This window comes from Halorubrum sp. Atlit-28R (assembly GCF_003665955.1).
Classification (GTDB): domain Archaea; phylum Halobacteriota; class Halobacteria; order Halobacteriales; family Haloferacaceae; genus Halorubrum; species Halorubrum tropicale.
Genome location: NZ_QPLS01000005.1, coordinates 75,183 through 94,463 on the forward strand (window position 1 = coordinate 75,183; position 19,281 = coordinate 94,463).

Genomic DNA, 19,281 nt, shown 5'->3' on the forward strand with positions numbered 1-19,281 from the left:
CCGGGCGAAACCGGGGTCAGAGGACGCGATACCGCCCGTTCGACTCGGTGAGCTCGCCGCGGCGCGTGAGACGGGTCAGGACCTCGCGGGCCGCGTCGGCGGGGACGCCGTCCCGCTCGGCGCGCTCCACGACCGCCGCCTCGGTGGGGTCGTCGACGGCGTCGACCGCGTCGCGGACGACCTCGGTTCGGCTCCGCGACCCGCCCCCGCCGCCCTCGGCTCGCTCGCCGGCCGCGTCGACCGCGTCGGCGTCGAGCCCCGACGCTTCGAGGTACTCGCGGTCGTCGATCCCCGCGTCCTCGACCGCGGCCTCCAGCTCCGAGACGTGGTCGACCTCCGCGAACGCCGCGCTGTCGCCGCGCTTCTTCGCGAGCAGTGCCGACCGCGCCTCCCGCGCGGCCGCGCGGTCCTCGGACTCGAAGAAGCGCTTGAGCTTGGCGGTACGGTGGGTCTTGCCGCACCGCGAGCACTGCGCGGTCTCGCTCGTCTCGGGGTCCGTGACCAGCCACATGTTGGCGCACTCGTTGCAGCCGACGACCGCGTACATGTCCCCGGATTCGACGGCCCCGAAGTTGAACCCTCGGTCCCAGAATACGACGCCGTCGTCGACCACACCATCACTGCCGTGGCGCGTGCCTCCGAGTGGCCGCCGAAGGCGGCCGCGAGGAGCACGCGCGAGGGAGTCAGTCGTCGGAGCGAAGCGGAGGCGACTGACGAGGCTGGGGAGGCGTGAGGTGCGGGACGGTGCGGGGCGGGACTCAAAGGGGCAGCCGCGAGGGCAAAGACGGGCGACGTAAGGACCGCAGGAGTGAGCGAAGCGAGCGACGAGGACCGCAGCGAGCCCATCGAGTCCTCGCGGCTGGGGCTTTGACGGTGTTCTCCGGCGATCCGTCAGCGACGACGCAGAACCGAGCGGCTGGGGCTTTGACGGTGTTCCACCCAGAGTGATCTGTGGTCTCGCCTCATTGACGGCCGCCCGAGAATCGGTCGGAAACCACCTCGAAACCCACGTATCAGTCCGATTCGATCTCGTTCGCGGCCGCGAGGACCTCGTCGTGAAGGGCGCCGTTCGAGGCGACGAGGCCCGTCGAGTCGTGGCGCCACCGCTCTCCGTTCAGGTCCGTCACGCGCCCCCCGGCCTGCCGGATCACGAACACCCCGGCCACCGTGTCCCAGGGGTTCGCGGCGACGTTCGTGATCGTCCCCTCAAGCCCGCCGGCGGCGACGGTCGGGAGCACCACCTGCGCGGCGCCGAACCGGCGCATGTCGCCGAAGCGGGTGACGATCGCCTCGCAGGCGGCCGCGTACTCGTCGCGGGCGTCGTAATCCCACCAGATCGTCGGGTCGACGGCGGCGTCGCGGGGGTCGGCCACGTCGCTCACCGCGATCGGCTCGCCGTTGCGGTACGCGCCCGTGGCGTCGGCGGTGTAGGTGTCGCCGAGCGCGGGCGCGACGATCGCCGCCGCGACCGGCTCGCCGTCGACGACGGCCGCGACCGCGGTGGCCCACACGCGAACGTCGCGGACGTAGTTGTTCGTCCCGTCGATGGGGTCGATCACCCACGCGGGGCCCGCCTCGGGCACGGTCTTGCGCTCGTCTTCCTCCTCGCCGACGACCGCGTCGTCGGGGTACGACTCGCGGATCGACTCGATGACGGTGCGCTGGGCGGCGCGGTCGGCCTCGGTCACCACGTCGTCCTCGCCCTTCGTCTCCACCGCGATGTCGCTCCGGAAGTGCTCGTGGGCCACGGCGGCGCCCGCCTCCGCGGCGCGCTTCGCGACGGCCGCGCGCTCCGCGACGTCGTCCGCGCGCTCCGCGACGGGGGGGACGGACTCGTCGCCGCGTCCGGTCGCGTCGGCGTCGTGCTCGTCTGCGTCGGTCATGGCCCCGGTCGACCCTCCGGCGGCGTATAAACGTCGGTTCGGCGCGGACGACGCCGCGGAATTAACTCAGTTCCGAATCCGAGTACATTTAAGTAGGTCGCGGCCGGTGGATCGCGTATGGAACCAGAGGAAGCGGTCCGTCAGCTCGAGTACACCATCGACGCCTCGCTCGACGAGATCGGTCAGCGCGCCGCCGCCGGCTACCGGCCCACCTTCGAGCGCGTGGCCGAGCGCGGCGACGGAAGCGCGGTGTACGACCTCGCGGGTGAGCTCTCCGAGGAGGTCGTCGCCGGCTCCTGTCCGTCGCCGGCGGAGGCGAACGCCGTCGCCGAACGTGTGCTCGACGACTGGGCGTACACCGACGGCGGGGAGTAGCACTCGACGAACCTGCTTCTTTCGCCCCCGAATTGTCGTTCAGCATCGTGCTCACCTATTTTGACAGAGCGACTCGCTCGCCGATCTCGGGCGCGCTCGCCTCGAACCCGTCCGCGCGCAGGTCCGCCGCGAACGCCTCGCAGCGGTCGCCGTGGGTCACCAGCACGCGCGCCCCGCGGTACGACGTCAAGAACGACTCCAGCCCCTCGCGGTCGGCGTGCGCGGAGAAGTCGTACGACTTCACCCGCGCGCTCACCGGCTGAACGCGCCCGTTCAGCTCCAACTGCCCGCGGTCTTGGAGCTCGCGGCCGGGCGTGCCCTCCACCTGGTACCCCGTGAGCGTGACGAGGTTCGTCGGGTTCGCCCGGATCTCGGAGAGGTACGTCTGGACGGGCCCGCCGGCGAGCATCCCGGAGGTGGTGACGACCAGCGCGTTCTCGGCCGCGATCCGCTTCCGCTGCCCGTCGCGGCCCGTGACGACGCGGGCCCGGCCGACCGCCTCGCCGAACGCGTCCGCGTCGCGCAGGAACGACGGGTACCGCCGGAGCGTCTCCGTCACCTCGACGCCCATCCCGTCCACGTACGGCGTGAGGCCGTTCGCGGCCGCGACGAGGAGCAGCTCCTGCGTCCGGCCGATGGCGAACGCGGGCGCGACGACCGTCCCGCCCTCCCAGATCGTCCGCTCCACGCTTTCGGCCCACGCCGACTCCACCGCGGCGCGGTCCTCGTGGGTCACGTCGGCGTAGGTCGACTCGCAGACGACGACGTCGGCGTCCGGGCGCGCGGTCGTCCCCGCGACCAGCCGCTGGTCGTGCGTGTGGAAGTCGCCGGTATACAGCAGCCGCGTGTCGCCGTCGTCCACGAGGACGTGGGCGGAGCCGGGGATGTGGCCCGCGGAGAACAGCGTCACCTCGTATCCGCCGCCGTCGATCCCGCCCGCGACCGGGAACGGCTCCCCGTAGCCGTGCCGGCGCTCCACCTCGCCCAGCCGGGCGACGTGCTCGGCGCCGAACGGACACAGCGGGCTGTTGCCGTGGAGCTTCAGCGTGTCCTCGGCGAGCGTGCGCGCGAGTTCGCCCGTCGGCGGCGTCCAGTGGACCGGCGGTCGGCGGTCGCCCTTCAGCAGCGCGGGCACCGCGCCGACGTGGTCGAGGTGCCCGTGCGAGACGACGACGGCCTCGGGCTCGGGGTCTCGGACCGGGTACCGCGGCGGGTCCGCCGTCATGAGCCCGTAGTCCAGCAGCAGCGCGTCGTCGACGAGGAGGGCGCTGCGGCCGACCTCGCGGGCGCCGCCGAGGAACTCCAACTCCATCGACGGGCCGTAGCCGCCCGCGGCGTTAGTGTCCGTCGGTCGGGCCGCCGGGCGGGGACCGGATCGCCTCGACCACCGGTGCCGGCCCGACCGCCCACACCCACGCGGCGAACATGAGCGCCCCCGGAAGCTCGGGGAGCGCGAGGCCGGTCACGGGCCACCACCCGGCGGCGAACGTCGCCCAGACGGCGACGTGGACCGGCGCGAACGCGAGCGCGACGCGGCCGGTCGGCTCCCGTCGCCTGAACCAGCCGTCGACGGCGAACGCCGCGGTGACGAGTCCGTAGAACCCGATCGCGGCCGGAGCGTGGAGCGGCTCTGTGACGTCGAAGACGCCGACGCCGGCCATCGCGACCATCGCCAGCGCGAGGAGGGGCGCCAGGACTGGGCGCCCGGCCCGTCCGAGGCCCGCCGCGTAGCAGACCCCGGCCGCCCCGCCGGCGATCAGCCCCCAGTTGAACGCGGCGGCGCTCCCGTCGCGGACCCCCAGGTCGGAGAGCGCGTCGGTCGTCCACGAGAAGGTCGGGTCGAGCAGCACGGCGAGCGCGATGCCGCAGAGCGCGGAGAGCGTCGCGACCGCGCCGCACGCGGCCGCGACACGTCCGGCTACCGGGGAATCAGGTTTGGGGCCGGCGCCGCCCCGGCCGTCGGTCGCGGAGGCGGCCATCGGCCGCGGTCAGTCGATGCGTTCGGCGGCGTCGCGCTGGACCAGCGGGTCGGCGTTCTCCACCGGGAGGGAGACCACGTCCTCGCTCGCGAGCTCGTACTCCCGCTCGTCGACGCCGAAGATGGCCCCGACGTCGCGGGTGATCCGGACGGTCGCTCGCTCCGTTCCGCCGGCCGGCTCCGGATCTGCGGTCGGCTCCGAACCCGCGGCCGGTTCCGCCTCGGCGGGCGGCGAGTCGGTCGCCGTCCCCTCGGGCACCGCGCCGCCGTCCGTCGTCGCGCCGGCGGTCGGCTCCTCGTCGGCGTCGCCCGTGGAGGTCCCGTCCGGATCGTCGTCGACCCCGACCGCACCCGGGGGCGCCGGCTCGGGCGGCACCGGCGTCGGCTCGCCGTCCCCCGCGGTCCCGGCGTCGCCGGTCGGCTCCGGGGCGGCGGGGTCCGCGTCGCCCTCGGTCGGCCCGGCCGGGGCGTCGCCGGTCGACTCGGTCTCGCCTCCGCCCATCGCCCCGGCGAGCGCGTCCGCGGCGGCGGACCCGCTCTCGGGGGTCGCGTCGCCGGCGCCCGCCGGGTCCGGCCCCGTCCCGGTGGGCGGCGTCTCGGCTTCGGCCGCCGGGGCGTTCGGCGTCGCGTCGCGCGGTCCCCCGGCGTCGCGGGCGGCCGACGCGGCGTCGCCGGTCCCGGACGAGTCCGTGACCGGCGACTCGCCCGCGAGCACGTCGAGGACCTCCGACTTGTTCGCGGTGATGCGCTCGACGAGGTCGTCGAACAGCCGGCGCTCCTCGGTCGTCATCCCCTCCTCGTCGACGGACATGTCCGCCGCGGCGAAGGAGGCGAGCTTGACGACCTTCCCGACCCGGCGCTCGTAGAGGGCCTCCGCGACCTCCTCGGCGGTCTCGACCTCGTCGGAGAGCCGGCGGACGTCGTCGTCCGCGAACGGGTTCTCGACCTGCTCGGCGCGGCGGTCGCGCGCGGCGCGGAGGTCCGCGACGTACGCGCCCACGTCGTCGTAAAACGAGTCCCGCAGGTGCTGGAGGCTGTCCTTCCGGCGCTCCTTCGCCTGCGCGGACCGGAGTTCGTCGAGGTTCATTGCTCGTCGGTCATCGTTCGGGGGCTTTCCGCGCCTCGCCGCGGGCCATCAGGAACGCCCCCGCGAACTCGGGCACGGTGTTTCTACCGGATTCAACTCTGACGCGCTCGCCGTTTAATTCTACCGTCCGATCCGCGTCCGTCTCGATCCGGATCTCGCGGCCGACGAACCGCTCCGGGACGGCGTCCCGGAGCGGGTCGAAGTCGGCGATCTCGTCCCGGTGCAGCGGCGTGACGACCAGGGCGGAGCCGCCGTGGAGCGTCCCCGGCAGCCGGATGAGCCGCCGCGTGTCGGTGGTCACCGGCTCGTCGATCGGCGCGGCGTCCTCCGCGGCGACGCGCGCGGCGAGCGCCGAGACGAGCCGGCGCACCCCGGGCCCGCCGGCCTCCACGTTGCCCTCGCGCACCGCCGTCGGGTTCCGGTCGAACGCGCCGAGGATCGTCTTCGCCCCTTTCTCACCTATCCCATCAAACTTCATCAGCTCCTCGCGCGCGGCCTCGTCGTTCATCTCCCGGAGGTCGTCGGCGTACTCGACCAGGGCGTCGTGGACGCGCGCCCCCCACCCGCCCTCGGTGCGGAGGACGCGCTTCGTCGTCCCCCGGTCGGAGACGGTCCGGATCAGGCCGTCGGTGTCGAGGTCGATGGCCCGCACGTAGTCGACGATCTCGCGGCGCGCGTCGCTGTCTAACCCCCTCACGCCCTCGTCGCGGACGTGGACGTGGTAGCCGCGCCCGCCCGAGAAGACGACGGTCACGTCCTCGAACGCGAAGTCGTCGTCGATGAAGTCCAACAACCGAAGGAGCGCGTCCTTACACGCCGCCAGCATCTCCGGGTACGTGGTGGTCTCCGGGTCGACGCCGGGGAGGTGGTCGGCGTCCAGGTCGAAGACGAGGTCGGCGTTCCGCCACCCCTTCTGTCCCATCGTCGCCGCGCCGGGGTCGTCGTAGCGCGCGGCCGAGAAGTAGGCGTGCCGGGGGGCGTTGTCCGCGAAGAACGTGTCGACGTGGCCGAGCTCGGTTAGCCCTTGGTGCCGGACCATCGTCGTCCCGGACCCGGGGGTCCACGGGATGTGGCCCCACTCGCGGAGGTTCGCGTCGGGCGGGAGCGACAGCGACACCGACCGGTAGTAGTCGCCGAACCGCCCCCGGAGGTACTCGCGGGTCCGGTCGTCCATCGTCTCCTCTCGTACCCGCGGTCGACGTATCAACGTTACCGTTCGCGGGCGACCGGCGACAGCGTTTTCTTCGGGAGCGCCGTCACCGCACACGCCCGGTCCCCATGCTCGACGAGATATTCGACGTGCTCTTCGGCGCGGTAGCGGAACTGGTCCCCGACGTCGTGTGGGGCGCCCTGTTCCTGATCGCCGGCGCCCTGGCGACGATGATCGGCGTGTCGATGCTCCTCGGAGTGACGACGCTCGACGGGTCGGTGCGCCTCGGCGGACTCCTGACCGCCGTCGGCGTGTCGATGGTGGGCGGCGTCTTGGTCGCGTGGTACCGCTGATCGGCGTCCCAGCCGCGCGGTCCCCGTCCCCCGAGCGCCGCGGGTCGGACGCCGACCGTCCTCCGCCGCCGACCCCGAAACGGCCACCGTCGGCCACAACACTATCCGGGACCGCTCCCTATCCGTCTCGCATGCGCTCCGAAGAGGAGGTCAGAGAGCAGTACGAGTTCCTCCGCGAGCAGTTGGACGACGAGGAGATGAACCACCGCGGCGTCGAGGAACTGTTCGCGCACTACAAGCGCGCGCTCGGCTGGGTGTTAGAAGAGGAACATATGTGAGCGACGTACGACACGTTTATGACTCTCTACGCTGTACAATCGGGTGACGCTTCGTCTGGAGGGCCGAAGCGTCAGCGGGGACCAATCGGCAGGCCCGACGCGGCTTTTTTCCGCGTCGGGCGTGCCTTCTTCCGACGCTCGACCGCCTAGCGGTCGGTCCGTCTCGCGTCGCGCCCGAGCGGAGCGCGCGGTACCACGTCCGGACCGAGCGTCGCCGCCGGACCGCAGCGCAGTTCCGTCACTCGCCTCCGAGTGCGCCTTTCGCCCCGGTCAACGACACATATCACTCAACCGAAACGACTGCCGCCGGTGAACACGCGGTCCGGACTCACGCGACGGTTGCGGAGTTGACAGAACGGAGTCCGGTGTTCCGGGGACGCAGGGCCCGCTCGCCGGTCGTACGTGGACTGATATAACGGTATATTTATTTATTTTCGACAGGTATGTAGAGGCAGTTGTATGTACGACCTCACAGGTTTTCAGCGAGACCTGCTCTACGTGATCGCGGGGCTCGACGAGCCGCACGGGCTGGCCATCAAAGAGGAGCTCGAAGAGTACTACGAGAAGGAGATCCACCACGGCCGCCTCTACCCGAACCTCGACACGCTCGTCGAGAAGGGGCTCGTCGAGAAGGGCCAGCGCGACCGCCGCACGAACTACTACACGCTGACTCGCCGCGGACGACGCGAAATCGAGGCCCGGACCGACTGGGAAGCCGAGTACATCGAGCACTGACCCCGCCGCCCGCCGCTCCCGCGATCGGCCGATAGCCGCCGGCCTCCGTCTTCTCTCCTGTTTCCCGTCGCCCTACCGCTCCGCGCCGCGAACGGTTGGATTCAAGTCCGCCCCGGCGGAACCGGGGCGTATGCAACCGGGAGATCGCGTCCGCGTCGAGCGCGGGGGCGTCACCAACGAGGGCGTACTGCTCCCCTCCACGACGCGCGACCACCTCGTCGTCAAGCTCGACGGCGGCTACAACGTCGGCATCGACCGCGACGCGGCCGACGTCGAGGTGGTGGAGTCCGGGGTCCGCGAGGTCGACCCCGCGGCCGAGACCGACGGCGACGGGGACGCCACCTCGGAGATCACCTTCGACGACGACCTGCCCACCGTCTCGCTCATCTCCACCGGCGGGACCATCGCCTCCACCGTCGACTACCGGACCGGCGCCGTCACGGCCCAGTTCGACGCGGAGGACGTGCTCCGCGCGGTCCCCGAGCTGGCCGGCCGCGCGAACTACCGCGGCCGGGTCGTCGCGAACATCCTCTCGGAGAACATGGAGCCGTCCATCTGGCGCGACCTCGCCGCGGCGGTCGCCGAGGAGGTCGAGGCGGGCGCCGACGGCGTCGTGGTGATGCACGGCACCGACACGATGCAGTACTCCGCGTCTGCGCTCTCCTTCATGCTCGACTCGCCCGTGCCGGTCGTGTTCACGGGGAGCCAGCGCTCCGCGGACCGCCCCTCCTCCGACAACGTGATGAACGCGGTCTGCGCCGTCGAGGCCGCGAAGGCCGACCACGCCGAGACGCTCGTCTGTATGCACGCCGCTCCCTCCGACAACGCCTGCGCGCTCCACCGCGGCACGCGCGTCCGCAAGAACCACACCTCCCGTCGGGACGCCTTCGAGACGGTCGGCGCCGCGCCCCTCGGCGTCATCGACTACGAGGCGGCCGCCGAGGCGGGCGCCGACGGCGACGCGGCCGACGCCGCCGTCGAGTGGAACCGCGAGCCGCTCCCGCGGGGCGACGACGAGGGGACCGTCGGCGTCGAGTCCGGCCTCGACGGCGACGTCGAACTCGTCAAGTTCACGCCCGGGATGGACCCGGCGGCGTGGGACTACCTCGACGGGAAGGACGGCGTCGTCATCGAGGGCACCGGGCTCGGCCACGTCCACACCGACCTCATCCCGCGGATCGAGGAGCTGGTCGAGGGCGGCGCCGTCGTCGCCATGACGAGCCAGTGCCTGGCCGGCCGGGTATGCGACCGCGTGTACGACACCGGCCGCGACCTGCTCGACGCGGGCGTCGTCGAGGCCGGCGACACCCTCCCCGGCACCGCGAAGGTGAAGCTCATGTGGGCGCTGGCGAACCGCTCCGACCCCGCCGAGGCGATGGGCCGCGACCTCGCCGGCGAGCTGACCGAGGAGTCGCGGCCCTGGCGATGAGCGGTCGCGGGTCCGCCGCCGGCGGCCCGGCGGTCGCCGTCCGCGAGGCGCGCCCCGCCGACGCCGACGCGGTCGCGGCCTTCACGCGGGACACGTGGGGCGAGCGCCACGAGGACTACATCCCGCGGGTGTTCCCCGACTGGGCCGCCGACGACGACCCCGACCGCGGCACCTTCGTCGCGACCCTCCCGCCGGAGGCCGCGGCTTCCGCCGACCTCGACGGCCGGGAAGCGGGCGACACGCGCGTCGAGGGCGACGGGACCGGCGCCGCCGACGCCGGCGACCCCGAGGCGGTCGTCGGCTGTATCCAGGCCGTCTCGCTGTCGGAGTGGGAGGCGTGGGGACAGGGGATCCGCGTCGACCCCGCGGCCCGCGGCCACGGCGTCGGCACGGCGCTCTCGGAGGCCGCCCTCGACTGGGCCCGCGAGCGCGGCGCGGCCGTCTGCCGCAACATGGTGTTCTCGTGGAACGCCATGGGCCTCGGCCAGTCGCGCGCCGTCGGCTTCGAGCCCGAGACGGAGTTCCGGTTCGCCGAGCCGGATCCCGCCGCGACCGCGCTCGACGGCGCGGCCGACGCCGGCGTCGGCCCCCTCGCCGACCCGGACCCGAACGCGGCGTGGGCGTTCTGGAGCGACAGCGACGCGCGCGACCACCTGCGCGGGCTCGCGCTCGACCCCGACGAGTCGTGGGCCTGCTCGCAGCTCACCCGCGGGCGGCTCGCGGCCGCGACCGCCGAGGACCGCCTCCTCGCGGTCGGCGACGCGGACGCGGTCGCCGGCGTCGCGGTCCGGACGCGCGTGACGGAGCGCGAGGTCGACGGCGAGACGACCCGGACGGCGACGTACGGCGTCGCCGCGTGGCGCGACGCCGACGCGGCGGGGACGCTGTTCGACGCCGTCGCCGCCGACGCCGCGGCGGCCGACGCCGACGGCGCCCGCGTGCTGATCCCCGAGACGGTCGACCACGTGAGCGACGTCGCCGCGAACCGCGTGTCGGTCGCGACCGAACCCGACTTCGTGATGTGCGCGGACCTCACCGGTGAGCCATGACCCCCCTCGGCATTGCCCTCCCGTGGTCGCTCCCGCTCACGCTCGTGATCTACGGCGTCGTCGTCGCCGCGGCGGTCTGGATCTACCGCGACGCGAAGGCCCGCGGGAGCCGCTACGCGCTCCTCTGGGCGCTCTCGACGCTCGTCTTCACCATCGTCCCGGTGCTCGCGTACCTCTACCTCCACCGGGAGGCCGGCCCGGCGCGGTAAGGGGACGCCGCCGTCGGTCGGGCCCCGCGGCGGCCCGCGCCGGTTCTCTCGCTCGGTTCCTGTGGTGGCCCGCTCCAGACCGCTTATGTGCGACGACGCGGAACGACCGACGGATGCCCTCCTCCCGCTTGCCCGACCGCCTGCGCGCGCTCGGTCGCGGCCGCCGACCGCGCGCGTTCTCGGTCGCCGTCGCCACCCTGCTCCCGCTCGTCGGCGTCGTCGCGCTCGGCTGGAACGCGGCCGCGCTGATGACGCTGTACTGGTTCGAACTCGGGATCGCCTCCGGCTGGGCGCTCGTCCGCGCGCTGTTCGCCGGCCGGCCGTCCGAGATCGAGCGCGACGGGCTGATCGTCGGCCCGCTCGCGCAGCGCCGCGGCGGGCTGTCGGTCCCGCGGACCGGCGTCGAGGTCCGGGTCTCGTCGCTGCTCGTCCTCCCGGTCGCCGCCCCGATCCTCGCGGTCGTCTGGGGGGTCGTCGGCACGCTCACGGTCGGCGTCGTCGCGGACGGCGGGCTGTCGCCGCGGGCGCTCGACACCGTGACGCTCGCGGTCCTCGCCGTCTTCGTCGGCGAGGGGGCGACGACGCTCGTCGAGTACTTCGGTCGCGGCGAGTACCGCGACCACAGCGCCCAGACGGCGACTCAGGGGGTGTTCGCGCGCGGCGCGGCCATCTTCTTCGGCGCGCTGTTCACCGTCACGGTCGTCGCCGCGGGCACGCTGGAGGGCGACGCGCCGATATCGGCGCTCGACCCGGACGCGATCGGTCTCCCCCTCCTGCTCGGCATCGTCGCGGTGAAGTTCGCGTTCGACCTCGCGAGCCTCTACGGCGACCGGTTAGTTGCGCTCGACGAGTCGTCCGCGCTCGACCTGGGCTTCTCCTACGACCCGCCCGCGGCGGAGCCCGTCGACGGCTCGCTCGCGGAGCCGGTCGAGACGGTCCGCCAGCCCCCTCGCGCGCGGATCGCGGGAGCGCTGACGACCCCGATCGGCCACCCGGGGCTGTGGTACCTCGCCGCGCTCCCCGCGCTCGGCGCCGCGCTGTTCGCGCTCGGCGGGAAGTGGGGAACGGCCGTCACGCTCCTCGCGGTCGCCGTCGCCCTCCCGCTCGGCCTCGCCGCAATTGACCACGAACTCCGGCACGGGCTCGTCGAGTACCGCGCCGGCGACGACGCGCTCGTCGCCCGCGACCGGCTGCTCGGCACCGCGCTCTGGCGCGTCGAACCGTGGGACGAGACGGACCTCCGGGTGGAGCGGAGCGGGCTCGACCGGCGGCTCGGGACCGAGACCGTCGCGATCGAGCTCCGCGACGACGAGTACCGGATCCCGGGCCTCGCCGACCCCGAGCCGATACTCGCCGTCTTCGACCGGCGGCCGGACCGCCCGGACGAATCGGAGCGGTCCGGCGACTGACTCGTGTCAGCCGTCCGCGTCGGTCGCCTCGTCCCGGCCGTACAGCGGGTGCGTGTCCCCGACGAGGCGCTTGAAGGCCAGGATGACGACGGCGTGGAAGGCGACGAGGACCGTCACGCTCGCGACGGTGATCGCCACCTCCGTCGGCGTCGAGAGGAGGCCGAGCGAGACGATGAGCGTCGTCGCGCACGCCGGCGGGTGGACCGTCCCGGTCGCGATCATCGCCCAGCCGGTCGCCACGAGCGAGGCGACCGCGCTCGCCGTCAGGCGAACCCCCTCGGGCGAGAGGGCGGGCGGCGTCGCCGTCAGCGCGGCGCCGTCGGCGATCGCCGTCCGCGCCGCCGGCCCGGCGACGCCGCCGATCAGGTGACCGCCGACCACGCGGACGGCCCGCTCCCGCACGCTCCGGCGGTCGAACGCGAGGACGAACGCGGACGGGCCGAGGCTCGGGAAGACGAACGGCCGGCCGGTCGCCCGCGCGACGAGGCCGGGCACGGTGAACAGGAGGCCGGCGTACAGGCTCGTCCCGAGGCGGTGGCGCCTCGCGCTCCGGTCGGCGGGCGACTCACGAAGGGCCGGCGGATCGCGGGGCGGGACGCCCCGCGGATCGGGGGACGGGGCCTCGCCGGACCGGGACGAGACGCCCGGCGGACCGCGGGGCGCTATCGCTCGCGATAGCCGAACCCGAACGCCTAATTGGCCCCGTCTCGCCCGTGGTGACATGGTCGCGACGCTGCCGGACCTCCTCCGACTGCTCGTCGTCCCCGTCTTCGCGTGGGCGGCGATCCGGGACGTCCGGACCCGGCGCCTCCCGAACCGGCTCTGGCCGCCGCTGTACCTGTTCGGCGCGCTGCTCCTGGTCTGGGTGGCCGCCTCGCTGTGGCCGTTTGCCGGGTTCGACGGGCGGATCTTCCTCGTTCGGGCCGCGATCAGCCTGCTGTTCGTCGCGCCGCTCGGCTACGCCTTCTGGTACCTCGGCGCGTTCGGCGGCGCCGACGCGAAGGCGATGATCGCGCTCGCGGTGGTCTTCCCGACGTTCCCGGCCTACGAGGTCGGGGGCGCCACGCTCCCGCTCGTGGGCACCCAGCTCGGCGTGTTCTCGCTGACGATCCTCACGAACACCGTCCTGATCGGGCTCGCGTACCCGGTCGGCCTCGCCGCCCTCAACCTCGTCCGCGGCGAGGTCTCCTCGAGCATGTTCCTCGCGCGCCCGGTCGCGACCGACTCGCTGCCGGACCGCCACGGCCGCCTGTTCGAGGACCCGGAGGGGCCCACCCGGGGCGGGCTCGACCTGGACGCGCTCCGGATGTACCTCCGCTGGCGCGGGCTCACGCTCGCCGACCTGCGCGCCGACCCCGATGGCCTCCGGGACCCGGCCTCCGTCGGCGAGACGTTCGACCCGACGGACGGGGGGACTCACGTCGGCCCGCGGACCGACGGGGGGCGCGCAGTGGACGACGCGGTCCCAGACGGGGGACGCGCAGTGGACGACGCGACCCCAGACGGGGGACGCGCAGTCGAGGACGCGAACGCCGCCGACGCGGTCGACGCTGACCCAGAGGTCGACGACCCCTGGGCGGCCGAGCGCTTCCTCGACGACATCGACCACGGCGCCTACGGCACCGACGCCGCGACGCTCCGCGACGGTCTCGACGTCGTCGCTCACGAGGACAGCGTGCTGGTCTCGCCCGGGATGCCGTTTGTCGTCCCGATGGCGGTCGGCCTCGTCGTCTCGCTGACGTACGGCGACGCGCTGTTCGCGCTGCTGGGCGCGGTCGGACTGGTCTGAAACGCCGGCCGGCCCGCCTCAGTTCCCGGCCCAAACGTCGTCGGCCGCGAGGACGCGCGTTCCGACCGGGCGCTTCACGAACTCGCCGAGGTCGCGGCCCACCACGTCGGCGACGCCGCGCTGGGCCGCCACGTCGAGCAGCCGCTGGTCGACGGTCCCGTCGACGACGACGGCGTGCGGCGCGGGCTCGGCGCCCTCGACCGCGTCGAACGCCTCGCCGGCGTCGACCTCGTCGAGGACCTCGAACTCGTCGCCGAGGAGCCGCGCGCGGCCGGTCGCGCCGTCGACGACCTCGTCGACGTGTACCGCCATCGACCGCTGTTCGTCGGGTCCGTCGTCGGTCGCGTCGCCCCGTTCGTCGTTACTCTCGTCGGGCTCCGGCTCCGCGGCCGACTCGGTGTCTGACTCCTCAGCCGACTCGGCGTCCGGCTCCTCGACCGCCTCCGTCTCCGGCTCCTCGACCGCCTCGGTGTCCGGTTCCGCGGCCGACTCGGTATCCAACTCCTCGGCTGACCCGGCGTTCGGCTCGCCGACGGGTCCCGACTCGGGCTCGACGGCCACGTCGGCGTCGAGCGTCGAGTCGGCGTCGTCGGGCGGCGTCGACTCCGGTTCGGACGACTCGTCTTCCGGCTCGACCTCGGGCGACGAGGTCGTTTCAGTCGACGGGCCGGTCGAGCCACCGCCCGATGCGTCGCCCGGCACCGCCCCGCCGTCGCCGACGCGGGCGACCGACCCGGAGTCGTCGCCGTCGGCGACCTCCTCGTCGCTGGCGGCCGCGCGGAGGTCGGCGGCGTCCGCGAGGCTGGCGTACGGCACCTTCCCGCGGAGCGCCTCGAAGACGGCGTCGCGGTCGAGGTCCTCGACGGACTCGCCGGGCGGCGCGAACGCGACGTAGTCGACCTCGCCGACCTGCGCGAGCTCGCGGAGGATGAGCTCGCCGCCCCGGTCGCCGTCGAGGAACGCGGTGACGGTCCGGTCGGCCGTCAGGCCGGCGACCGCCTCGGGGACATTCGTCCCCTCGACCGCGACGGCGTTCTTGATCCCGCAGTCGAGGAGCGTGAGCACGTCGGCGCGCCCTTCGACGACGATGACGGCGTCGGAGTCGCCGACGCGCGGTCCGGCTGGAAGCCCCTCGTAGTCGACGATGCCCTCGACGCGCGCGGCGTCGCGCACCTCGTCTAACACGTCGCTGCTCGCGAGGCTCGTCTCCTCGAAGCCGCCGGCGATCAGCTCCTTGGCGCGCTCGACGACCTCGCGGCGCTTGGCCGCCCGCACGTCCTCGATGCTCGTCACCTCCACGGAGGCGTGACAGGGACCGATGCGGTCTATCGTCTCCAGCGCGGCCGCTAAGATGGCGGTCTCGACCTTGTCCAGGCTCGACGCGACCGTGACCTCGCCGAACGACTGACCGTTCTCGGACTCGACGGAGACGTCGATCCGGCCGACGCGCGAGGACTCCTGGAGGTCGCGGAGGTCTAACTCGTCGCCGAGCAGCCCCTCCGTCTGGCCGAACACCGCCCCGACGACGTCGCTCCGCTCGACGACGCCGTCGGCCGCGATGGTGGCGTGTATCAGGTATTTCTCTGTGTCTTTCATGAGTGGTGAATGGTGATGTCGGGCGGTAGCGCCCGTCCGTGTATGGTTGCGCTCCTCGCGGAAAATAGCTATCGCACCCTCCTCCTCCGTCGCCGACTATTGAAGAAAATTTCTCTACGAAAAGCCTATCCGAATCTGTTCGATAGTTCTTTGTACCTATGGAAACACTATTCTCTCACATGACGCGTTCACGGAGCGATCTCGTGTGGATACCGACGTTCGCGGTCCTCGTGGCCTTCGCGGTGCCGTGGCCCCTGTGGGGCGTTGACGCTGTCGTCGCGGGGCTGCCGGTGTGGATCTGGTGGCACGTGGCGTGGCTCGGACTGTGTACGGCCCTGTTCGCGCTGTTCGTCCGGAGCGGCGCGTGGGAGCGCGGGATGGGGCGGCGACCGGATCGCGACGTCGCCGGCAGCGACGCGCCGACGCCCGTCGACGGTGATCGCCGATGACGCTGGGGCTCTCGCTCGGCGTCGTCGTCGGCTACCTCGTCGCCGCGCTCGCGCTCGGGCTGGTCGCGTACCGCGTCTCGGAGTCGACGGCGGAGGACTACTACCTCGCGAACCGGTCGATCGGCACGCTCGTGCTGCTCTTCACGACGTTCGCCACGCTGCTGTCGGCGTTCACCTTCTTCGGCGGGCCGAACCTCGCGTACGCGGCCGGCCCGGAGTGGCTGATCGTGATGGGCACCCTCGACGGCGTGCTGTTCGCGGTGCTGTGGTACGTGATCGGCTACAAGCAGTGGCTGATCGGCGCCCGCAACGGCTACGTGACGCTCGGCGAGATGCTCGGCGACCGGTTCGGCTCGACCGGCCTGCGCGCGCTGGTCGCCGGCGTCAGCCTCCTCTGGCTGTTCCCGTACGTCATGCTCCAGCAGATGGGCGCCGGCGAGGCGCTCGTGGGGCTCACGAACGGCGCGGTGCCCTACTGGGGCGGCGCGGCGCTGATCACGGCGTTCATGATCCTCTACGTCGCCGTCGCCGGGCTCCGCGGCGTGGCGTGGACCGACACGCTTCAGGGGCTGTTCATGCTCTCCGTCGTCTGGATCGCCGCCGCGTGGCTGGTCTCGTCGCTCGGGGGCGTTGGCGCCGCGACCGAGGGGATGCTGGCCGCTCGCCCCGAGTTCGGGAGCTTCGGCGGCGGGACGTACACGCCCGGGTTCATCATCTCGACGGCGGTCACCATCGCGTTCGGCGTGACGATGTTCCCGCAGATCAACCAGCGCTTCTTCGTCGCGAAGTCGGCCGCGACGCTGAAGCGGTCGTTCGCGCTGTGGCCCGTGCTCGTCCTCCTGCTCTTCCTGCCCGCGTTCATGCTCGGCGCGTGGGCGGCCGGGACGCCGGTCACGGTCCCCGAGAACGCGAACGTGCTCCCGGTCGTGCTCGGCGAGTACACGCCGGCGTGGTTCACGGCGCTCGTTATCGCCGGCGCGATGGCCGCGATGATGTCCTCGTCCGACTCGATGCTCCTGTCGGGGTCGTCGTACTTCACCCGGGACGTGTACCGGCCCGTGGTGAACGCCGACGCCTCCGAGCGCCGCGAGGCGTGGGTCGCGCGCGTCGGCGTCGCCGGGTTCGCGGCGCTCGCGTTCGTCGCGAGCCTGTTCCGCCCCGGGACGCTGGTCGAGGTCGGGGGCACCGCGTTCTCCGGGTTCGCGCTGCTCGCGCTCCCCGTGATCTGCGCGCTCTACTGGCCGCGGACGACGCGCACGGGCATGCTCGCCGGCGTCGCGGTCCCGCAGGTCGCGTACCTCGCGGTGGTGCTGTCGGCGGTCGTCGACGCCGTCCCGACGCTGCCGCGCACCGTCGCTGGCGGCTGGGACGTGGCGCTCGGGCTGATGGCGCTGTCGGCGGTCCTCACCGTTGGCGTCTCGCTGCTCACCGCGCCGACCGAGGAGGGCGACGCCTCGCGGTTCGCGGTGGCGGGCGACTGAGCCGGGCGTCGGCCCGGTCGGGCGGTCGACTTCCCGACCGCCGACCTCACTCCTCTCGCAGGAACCGGAGCGTCCCCTCGTCGCGCTCGTCGTAGTAGCGGTCCAGCGCGGCCCCGAAGGCTTCGGACCCGTCCGCGACCGCGTCGAACAGCGTCATCCACGACCGGAAGTTCAGGGCGTCGGGCGCCCCGGACACCTCGCGGGCCGTCCGCCCGTCGGTCCCGTTGCCGATCGCCGTACACTCCCGCAGCTGCGGCCCGAGCGTCGGGTGCGCGAGGTACGCGGCCGCCTCCTCCCGGGATCCGATCGCGTATCGCCGCGAGGTCCGGCCGCTCCCTACCCCCTCGACCTGCGCGAACACGAACCGCATCCGGTGACCGCGCTTCCGCTCCGACCGCAGCTCCCGCCTGGCCGCCTCTATCACGCCGTCCTGCGCGTCGAGGAAGCGTTCGAGGTCGCGCGGGTCGTCCGCCGCCATACCGCCGGTGAGCGTCGGCGCGATCGCTGATAATCCTTCGCCCCCGCGCTCCCGCCGCGCCGGATTCCCCGAAAGCCAAAAGCCGGTCTGTCCCCGAATGCGGGTATGAACGAGCCCGGAACCGAGGGCGTGCTGTTGGACCAGGCGACGCTCCGCGGTCGGCTCGACGACGCGCCGCCGTGGCTCCGCGAACACTACCGGACGTTCCGGGAGTCGATGCTGGGCGAGCGCGACGGGTCGCCGTTCCCCTGCTACTTCGGGATCGAGGTCGAGCGCGAGGGCGACCTCCTGTACGCCGCCTGCGAGTCGACGACGGACCCCGCCGCGCTGTTGCGCCTGCGCGACGTGCTCGTCGAGTACCTGGAGACGTACCCCGACCACGCCGACCGCGCGCCGCTCGCGGTGTTCTTCAGGCCGCCGGACGGCGAGCGCGGCGAGGCGCACTACCACGAGCGGCTCTGGCACGTGCTGGAGTTCCTCCACGTCCACGACCCGGAGCCGTGGCCCGACGACATCCCGACCGATCCCGACACCCCGCGCTGGGAGTTCTGCTTCGGCGGCGAGCCGCTGTTCCCCACGTCGCGGGCGCCGTTCTACGAGGAGCGGAAGAGCCGATACTCGCCGGTCGGGCTGGAGATAACCTTCCAGCCCCGCGCCGTCTTCGAGGGGATCACCGCCGACACCGAGGCCGGCGAGCGGGCTCGCGAGACGATCCGCGACCGGATGAGCGACTACGACGGCGTCTGCCCCCACGCCGACCTCGGCGACTGGGGCGTCGAGGGCGACCGCGAGTGGACGCAGTACCTGTTCCGCGAGGACGACGACGCGAGCCCGGACGCCTGCCCGCTCTCGCCGGCCCGCGACCACCCGCGGGCGGCGGCGGACCTCCTCGAACCCGGCGCGTGGCGCCGGTTCGCGGACGACGACGCCTCGGCAGCCGACGGGGACGCGGCGGTCACGTCTGGGCTCGGCGATGACTGAGCGGGCGCCGGACGACGACGCCGTCCTCCTCCTCGTCGACTTCCAGACGGGCTTCGACGAGCCGGGCTGGGGCGAGCGCAACAACCCCGACGCCGAGGCGGCCGCGGCCGCGCTGCTCGACCGCTGGCGCGACGACGACCGCCCCGTCGCGCACGTCCGGCACGCCTCGACGGAGCCGGACTCGCCGCTGCGCCCGGACGCCCCCGGCTTCGCGTGGAAGCCGGAGACGGCCCCCGTCGACGGGGAGCCGACGTTCGAGAAGTCGGTCAACGGCGCCTTCCTCGACTCCGGGCTCGACGCGTGGCTCCGCGAGGGAGGGTACGAGTCGCTCGTCGTCTGCGGGCTCACCACCGACCACTGCGTCTCGACCACGACGCGCGAGGCGGAGAACCGCGGCTACGACGTGTCCGTGGTCGCCGACGCGACCGCGACCCACGCCCGCGAGGCGCCGGACGGCGAGCGGATCGACCCGGCGACCTCCCACCGCGTCGCGCTCGCGCACTTAGACGGCGAGTTCGCGACCGTCGTCGAGAGCGCCGACCTGCTCGCGGACTGACCCGCCCGACCCGACC

General features: G+C 73.1%; 22 protein-coding genes. 13 read left to right on the top strand and 9 right to left on the bottom strand.

The genetic code is table 11. The features are described from left to right. Window positions 1–16: 16 nt before the first annotated feature. A complete protein-coding gene (locus tag DVK06_RS09465) occupies window positions 17–547 on the bottom strand; it encodes a DUF5817 domain-containing protein (protein WP_121600246.1) in 531 nt (176 codons plus the stop codon). 466 nt (window positions 548–1,013) lie between these two features. After that, the gene (locus tag DVK06_RS09470) at window positions 1,014–1,883 is read right to left on the bottom strand and encodes an inositol monophosphatase (protein ID WP_121600100.1); all 870 of its coding nucleotides are present in this window, start codon (window positions 1,881–1,883) and stop codon (window positions 1,014–1,016) included. Window positions 1,884–2,000: 117 nt separating this feature from the next. Between DVK06_RS09470 and DVK06_RS09475 the strand changes: the two genes are divergently transcribed. Further along, a complete protein-coding gene (locus tag DVK06_RS09475) occupies window positions 2,001–2,258 on the top strand; it encodes a hypothetical protein (protein ID WP_053770607.1) in 258 nt (85 codons plus the stop codon). A 55-nt stretch (window positions 2,259–2,313) separates the two neighbouring features. On the opposite strand, the gene DVK06_RS09480 is transcribed toward DVK06_RS09475, so the two are convergent. The 4 genes from DVK06_RS09480 to priS are packed head-to-tail and all read right to left on the bottom strand — an operon-like array spanning window position 2,314 to window position 6,497. Beyond that, window positions 2,314–3,570: an MBL fold metallo-hydrolase gene (locus DVK06_RS09480; protein ID WP_121600101.1), complete on the bottom strand. Its 1,257-nt coding sequence runs from the start codon at window positions 3,568–3,570 to the stop codon at window positions 2,314–2,316. A 25-nt stretch (window positions 3,571–3,595) separates the two neighbouring features. Further along, window positions 3,596–4,237 carry a DUF998 domain-containing protein gene (locus tag DVK06_RS09485; RefSeq protein ID WP_121600102.1) on the bottom strand — a complete coding sequence of 214 codons (642 nt, stop codon included), beginning with the start codon at window positions 4,235–4,237 and terminating at the stop codon, window positions 3,596–3,598. 9 nt (window positions 4,238–4,246) lie between these two features. Further along, complete coding sequence (locus DVK06_RS09490; RefSeq protein ID WP_121600103.1) at window positions 4,247–5,323, bottom strand: hypothetical protein; 1,077 nt, start codon at window positions 5,321–5,323, stop codon at window positions 4,247–4,249. Window positions 5,324–5,333: 10 nt separating this feature from the next. Next, complete coding sequence (gene priS / locus DVK06_RS09495; RefSeq protein ID WP_121600104.1) at window positions 5,334–6,497, bottom strand: DNA primase small subunit PriS; 1,164 nt, start codon at window positions 6,495–6,497, stop codon at window positions 5,334–5,336. 104 nt (window positions 6,498–6,601) lie between these two features. Between priS and DVK06_RS09500 the strand changes: the two genes are divergently transcribed. From DVK06_RS09500 to DVK06_RS09525, 7 genes are all read left to right on the top strand, one after another. Next, complete coding sequence (locus tag DVK06_RS09500) at window positions 6,602–6,826, top strand: hypothetical protein (protein ID WP_053770613.1); 225 nt, start codon at window positions 6,602–6,604, stop codon at window positions 6,824–6,826. A 131-nt stretch (window positions 6,827–6,957) separates the two neighbouring features. Further along, on the top strand, window positions 6,958–7,104 hold the full coding sequence (locus DVK06_RS18940; protein ID WP_006112955.1) for a hypothetical protein: 147 nt from the start codon (window positions 6,958–6,960) through the stop codon (window positions 7,102–7,104). 459 nt (window positions 7,105–7,563) lie between these two features. Continuing rightward, window positions 7,564–7,839: a PadR family transcriptional regulator gene (locus DVK06_RS09505; RefSeq protein WP_004597247.1), complete on the top strand. Its 276-nt coding sequence runs from the start codon at window positions 7,564–7,566 to the stop codon at window positions 7,837–7,839. A 130-nt stretch (window positions 7,840–7,969) separates the two neighbouring features. Further along, window positions 7,970–9,268 (top strand): Glu-tRNA(Gln) amidotransferase subunit GatD, encoded by a 1,299-nt coding sequence (gatD, locus tag DVK06_RS09510; RefSeq protein WP_121600105.1) that lies wholly within the window; start codon window positions 7,970–7,972, stop codon window positions 9,266–9,268. Then, complete coding sequence (locus tag DVK06_RS09515; protein WP_121600106.1) at window positions 9,265–10,317, top strand: GNAT family N-acetyltransferase; 1,053 nt, start codon at window positions 9,265–9,267, stop codon at window positions 10,315–10,317. The genes gatD and DVK06_RS09515 overlap by 4 nt, the downstream gene beginning before the upstream one ends. Then, complete coding sequence (locus DVK06_RS09520) at window positions 10,314–10,526, top strand: hypothetical protein (protein WP_121600107.1); 213 nt, start codon at window positions 10,314–10,316, stop codon at window positions 10,524–10,526. The genes DVK06_RS09515 and DVK06_RS09520 overlap by 4 nt, the downstream gene beginning before the upstream one ends. Window positions 10,527–10,639: 113 nt before the next feature. Further along, window positions 10,640–11,935, top strand: a complete 1,296-nt coding sequence (locus DVK06_RS09525; protein ID WP_121600108.1) for a DUF6498-containing protein — start codon at window positions 10,640–10,642, stop codon at window positions 11,933–11,935. Between the two features lie 6 nt (window positions 11,936–11,941). Here DVK06_RS09525 and DVK06_RS09530 read toward each other — a convergent pair whose 3' ends face one another. Then, window positions 11,942–12,430 carry an HPP family protein gene (locus tag DVK06_RS09530; protein ID WP_233561654.1) on the bottom strand — a complete coding sequence of 163 codons (489 nt, stop codon included), beginning with the start codon at window positions 12,428–12,430 and terminating at the stop codon, window positions 11,942–11,944. Between the two features lie 226 nt (window positions 12,431–12,656). Here DVK06_RS09530 and DVK06_RS09535 point away from each other — a divergent pair, with 226 nt between their 5' ends. Further along, entirely contained in the window at window positions 12,657–13,724 is a 1,068-nt protein-coding gene (locus DVK06_RS09535) for a prepilin peptidase (protein ID WP_121600109.1), read from the top strand. An 18-nt stretch (window positions 13,725–13,742) separates the two neighbouring features. On the opposite strand, the gene dnaG is transcribed toward DVK06_RS09535, so the two are convergent. Then, entirely contained in the window at window positions 13,743–15,320 is a 1,578-nt protein-coding gene (dnaG, locus tag DVK06_RS09540) for a DNA primase DnaG (RefSeq protein WP_121600110.1), read from the bottom strand. Window positions 15,321–15,499: 179 nt separating this feature from the next. Between dnaG and DVK06_RS09545 the strand changes: the two genes are divergently transcribed. After that, window positions 15,500–15,769: a DUF3311 domain-containing protein gene (locus DVK06_RS09545; RefSeq protein WP_053770620.1), complete on the top strand. Its 270-nt coding sequence runs from the start codon at window positions 15,500–15,502 to the stop codon at window positions 15,767–15,769. Beyond that, window positions 15,766–17,250, top strand: a complete 1,485-nt coding sequence (locus DVK06_RS09550; RefSeq protein ID WP_053770621.1) for a sodium:solute symporter — start codon at window positions 15,766–15,768, stop codon at window positions 17,248–17,250. The genes DVK06_RS09545 and DVK06_RS09550 overlap by 4 nt, the downstream gene beginning before the upstream one ends. A 46-nt stretch (window positions 17,251–17,296) precedes the next feature. Here DVK06_RS09550 and DVK06_RS09555 read toward each other — a convergent pair whose 3' ends face one another. After that, the gene (locus DVK06_RS09555) at window positions 17,297–17,728 is read right to left on the bottom strand and encodes a DUF1810 domain-containing protein (protein WP_121600111.1); all 432 of its coding nucleotides are present in this window, start codon (window positions 17,726–17,728) and stop codon (window positions 17,297–17,299) included. A 105-nt stretch (window positions 17,729–17,833) separates the two neighbouring features. Here DVK06_RS09555 and DVK06_RS09560 point away from each other — a divergent pair, with 105 nt between their 5' ends. Beyond that, a complete protein-coding gene (locus tag DVK06_RS09560; RefSeq protein WP_121600112.1) occupies window positions 17,834–18,709 on the top strand; it encodes a YqcI/YcgG family protein in 876 nt (291 codons plus the stop codon). Continuing rightward, window positions 18,702–19,265, top strand: coding sequence for a cysteine hydrolase family protein (locus tag DVK06_RS09565; protein WP_121600113.1), 564 nt, complete (start codon window positions 18,702–18,704; stop codon window positions 19,263–19,265). Before DVK06_RS09560 ends, DVK06_RS09565 begins: the two co-directional genes overlap by 8 nt. Window positions 19,266–19,281 lie beyond the last annotated feature (16 nt).

Bases quoted from the DNA above. Each gene is read 5' to 3' on its own strand.
- DVK06_RS09465 (WP_121600246.1), bottom strand. From the start codon at position 547: ATGTACGCGGTCGTCGGCTGCAACGAGTGCGCCAACATGTGGCTGGTC.
- DVK06_RS09470 (WP_121600100.1), bottom strand. From the start codon at position 1,883: ATGACCGACGCAGACGAGCACGACGCCGACGCGACCGGACGCGGCGAC.
- DVK06_RS09475 (WP_053770607.1), top strand. From the start codon at position 2,001: ATGGAACCAGAGGAAGCGGTCCGTCAGCTCGAGTACACCATCGACGCC.
- DVK06_RS09480 (WP_121600101.1), bottom strand. From the start codon at position 3,570: ATGGAGTTGGAGTTCCTCGGCGGCGCCCGCGAGGTCGGCCGCAGCGCC.
- DVK06_RS09485 (WP_121600102.1), bottom strand. From the start codon at position 4,237: ATGGCCGCCTCCGCGACCGACGGCCGGGGCGGCGCCGGCCCCAAACCT.
- DVK06_RS09490 (WP_121600103.1), bottom strand. From the start codon at position 5,323: ATGAACCTCGACGAACTCCGGTCCGCGCAGGCGAAGGAGCGCCGGAAG.
- priS (WP_121600104.1), bottom strand. From the start codon at position 6,497: ATGGACGACCGGACCCGCGAGTACCTCCGGGGGCGGTTCGGCGACTAC.
- DVK06_RS09500 (WP_053770613.1), top strand. From the start codon at position 6,602: ATGCTCGACGAGATATTCGACGTGCTCTTCGGCGCGGTAGCGGAACTG.
- DVK06_RS18940 (WP_006112955.1), top strand. From the start codon at position 6,958: ATGCGCTCCGAAGAGGAGGTCAGAGAGCAGTACGAGTTCCTCCGCGAG.
- DVK06_RS09505 (WP_004597247.1), top strand. From the start codon at position 7,564: ATGTACGACCTCACAGGTTTTCAGCGAGACCTGCTCTACGTGATCGCG.
- gatD (WP_121600105.1), top strand. From the start codon at position 7,970: ATGCAACCGGGAGATCGCGTCCGCGTCGAGCGCGGGGGCGTCACCAAC.
- DVK06_RS09515 (WP_121600106.1), top strand. From the start codon at position 9,265: ATGAGCGGTCGCGGGTCCGCCGCCGGCGGCCCGGCGGTCGCCGTCCGC.
- DVK06_RS09520 (WP_121600107.1), top strand. From the start codon at position 10,314: ATGACCCCCCTCGGCATTGCCCTCCCGTGGTCGCTCCCGCTCACGCTC.
- DVK06_RS09525 (WP_121600108.1), top strand. From the start codon at position 10,640: ATGCCCTCCTCCCGCTTGCCCGACCGCCTGCGCGCGCTCGGTCGCGGC.
- DVK06_RS09535 (WP_121600109.1), top strand. From the start codon at position 12,657: ATGGTCGCGACGCTGCCGGACCTCCTCCGACTGCTCGTCGTCCCCGTC.
- dnaG (WP_121600110.1), bottom strand. From the start codon at position 15,320: ATGAAAGACACAGAGAAATACCTGATACACGCCACCATCGCGGCCGAC.
- DVK06_RS09545 (WP_053770620.1), top strand. From the start codon at position 15,500: ATGACGCGTTCACGGAGCGATCTCGTGTGGATACCGACGTTCGCGGTC.
- DVK06_RS09550 (WP_053770621.1), top strand. From the start codon at position 15,766: ATGACGCTGGGGCTCTCGCTCGGCGTCGTCGTCGGCTACCTCGTCGCC.
- DVK06_RS09555 (WP_121600111.1), bottom strand. From the start codon at position 17,728: ATGGCGGCGGACGACCCGCGCGACCTCGAACGCTTCCTCGACGCGCAG.
- DVK06_RS09560 (WP_121600112.1), top strand. From the start codon at position 17,834: ATGAACGAGCCCGGAACCGAGGGCGTGCTGTTGGACCAGGCGACGCTC.
- DVK06_RS09565 (WP_121600113.1), top strand. From the start codon at position 18,702: ATGACTGAGCGGGCGCCGGACGACGACGCCGTCCTCCTCCTCGTCGAC.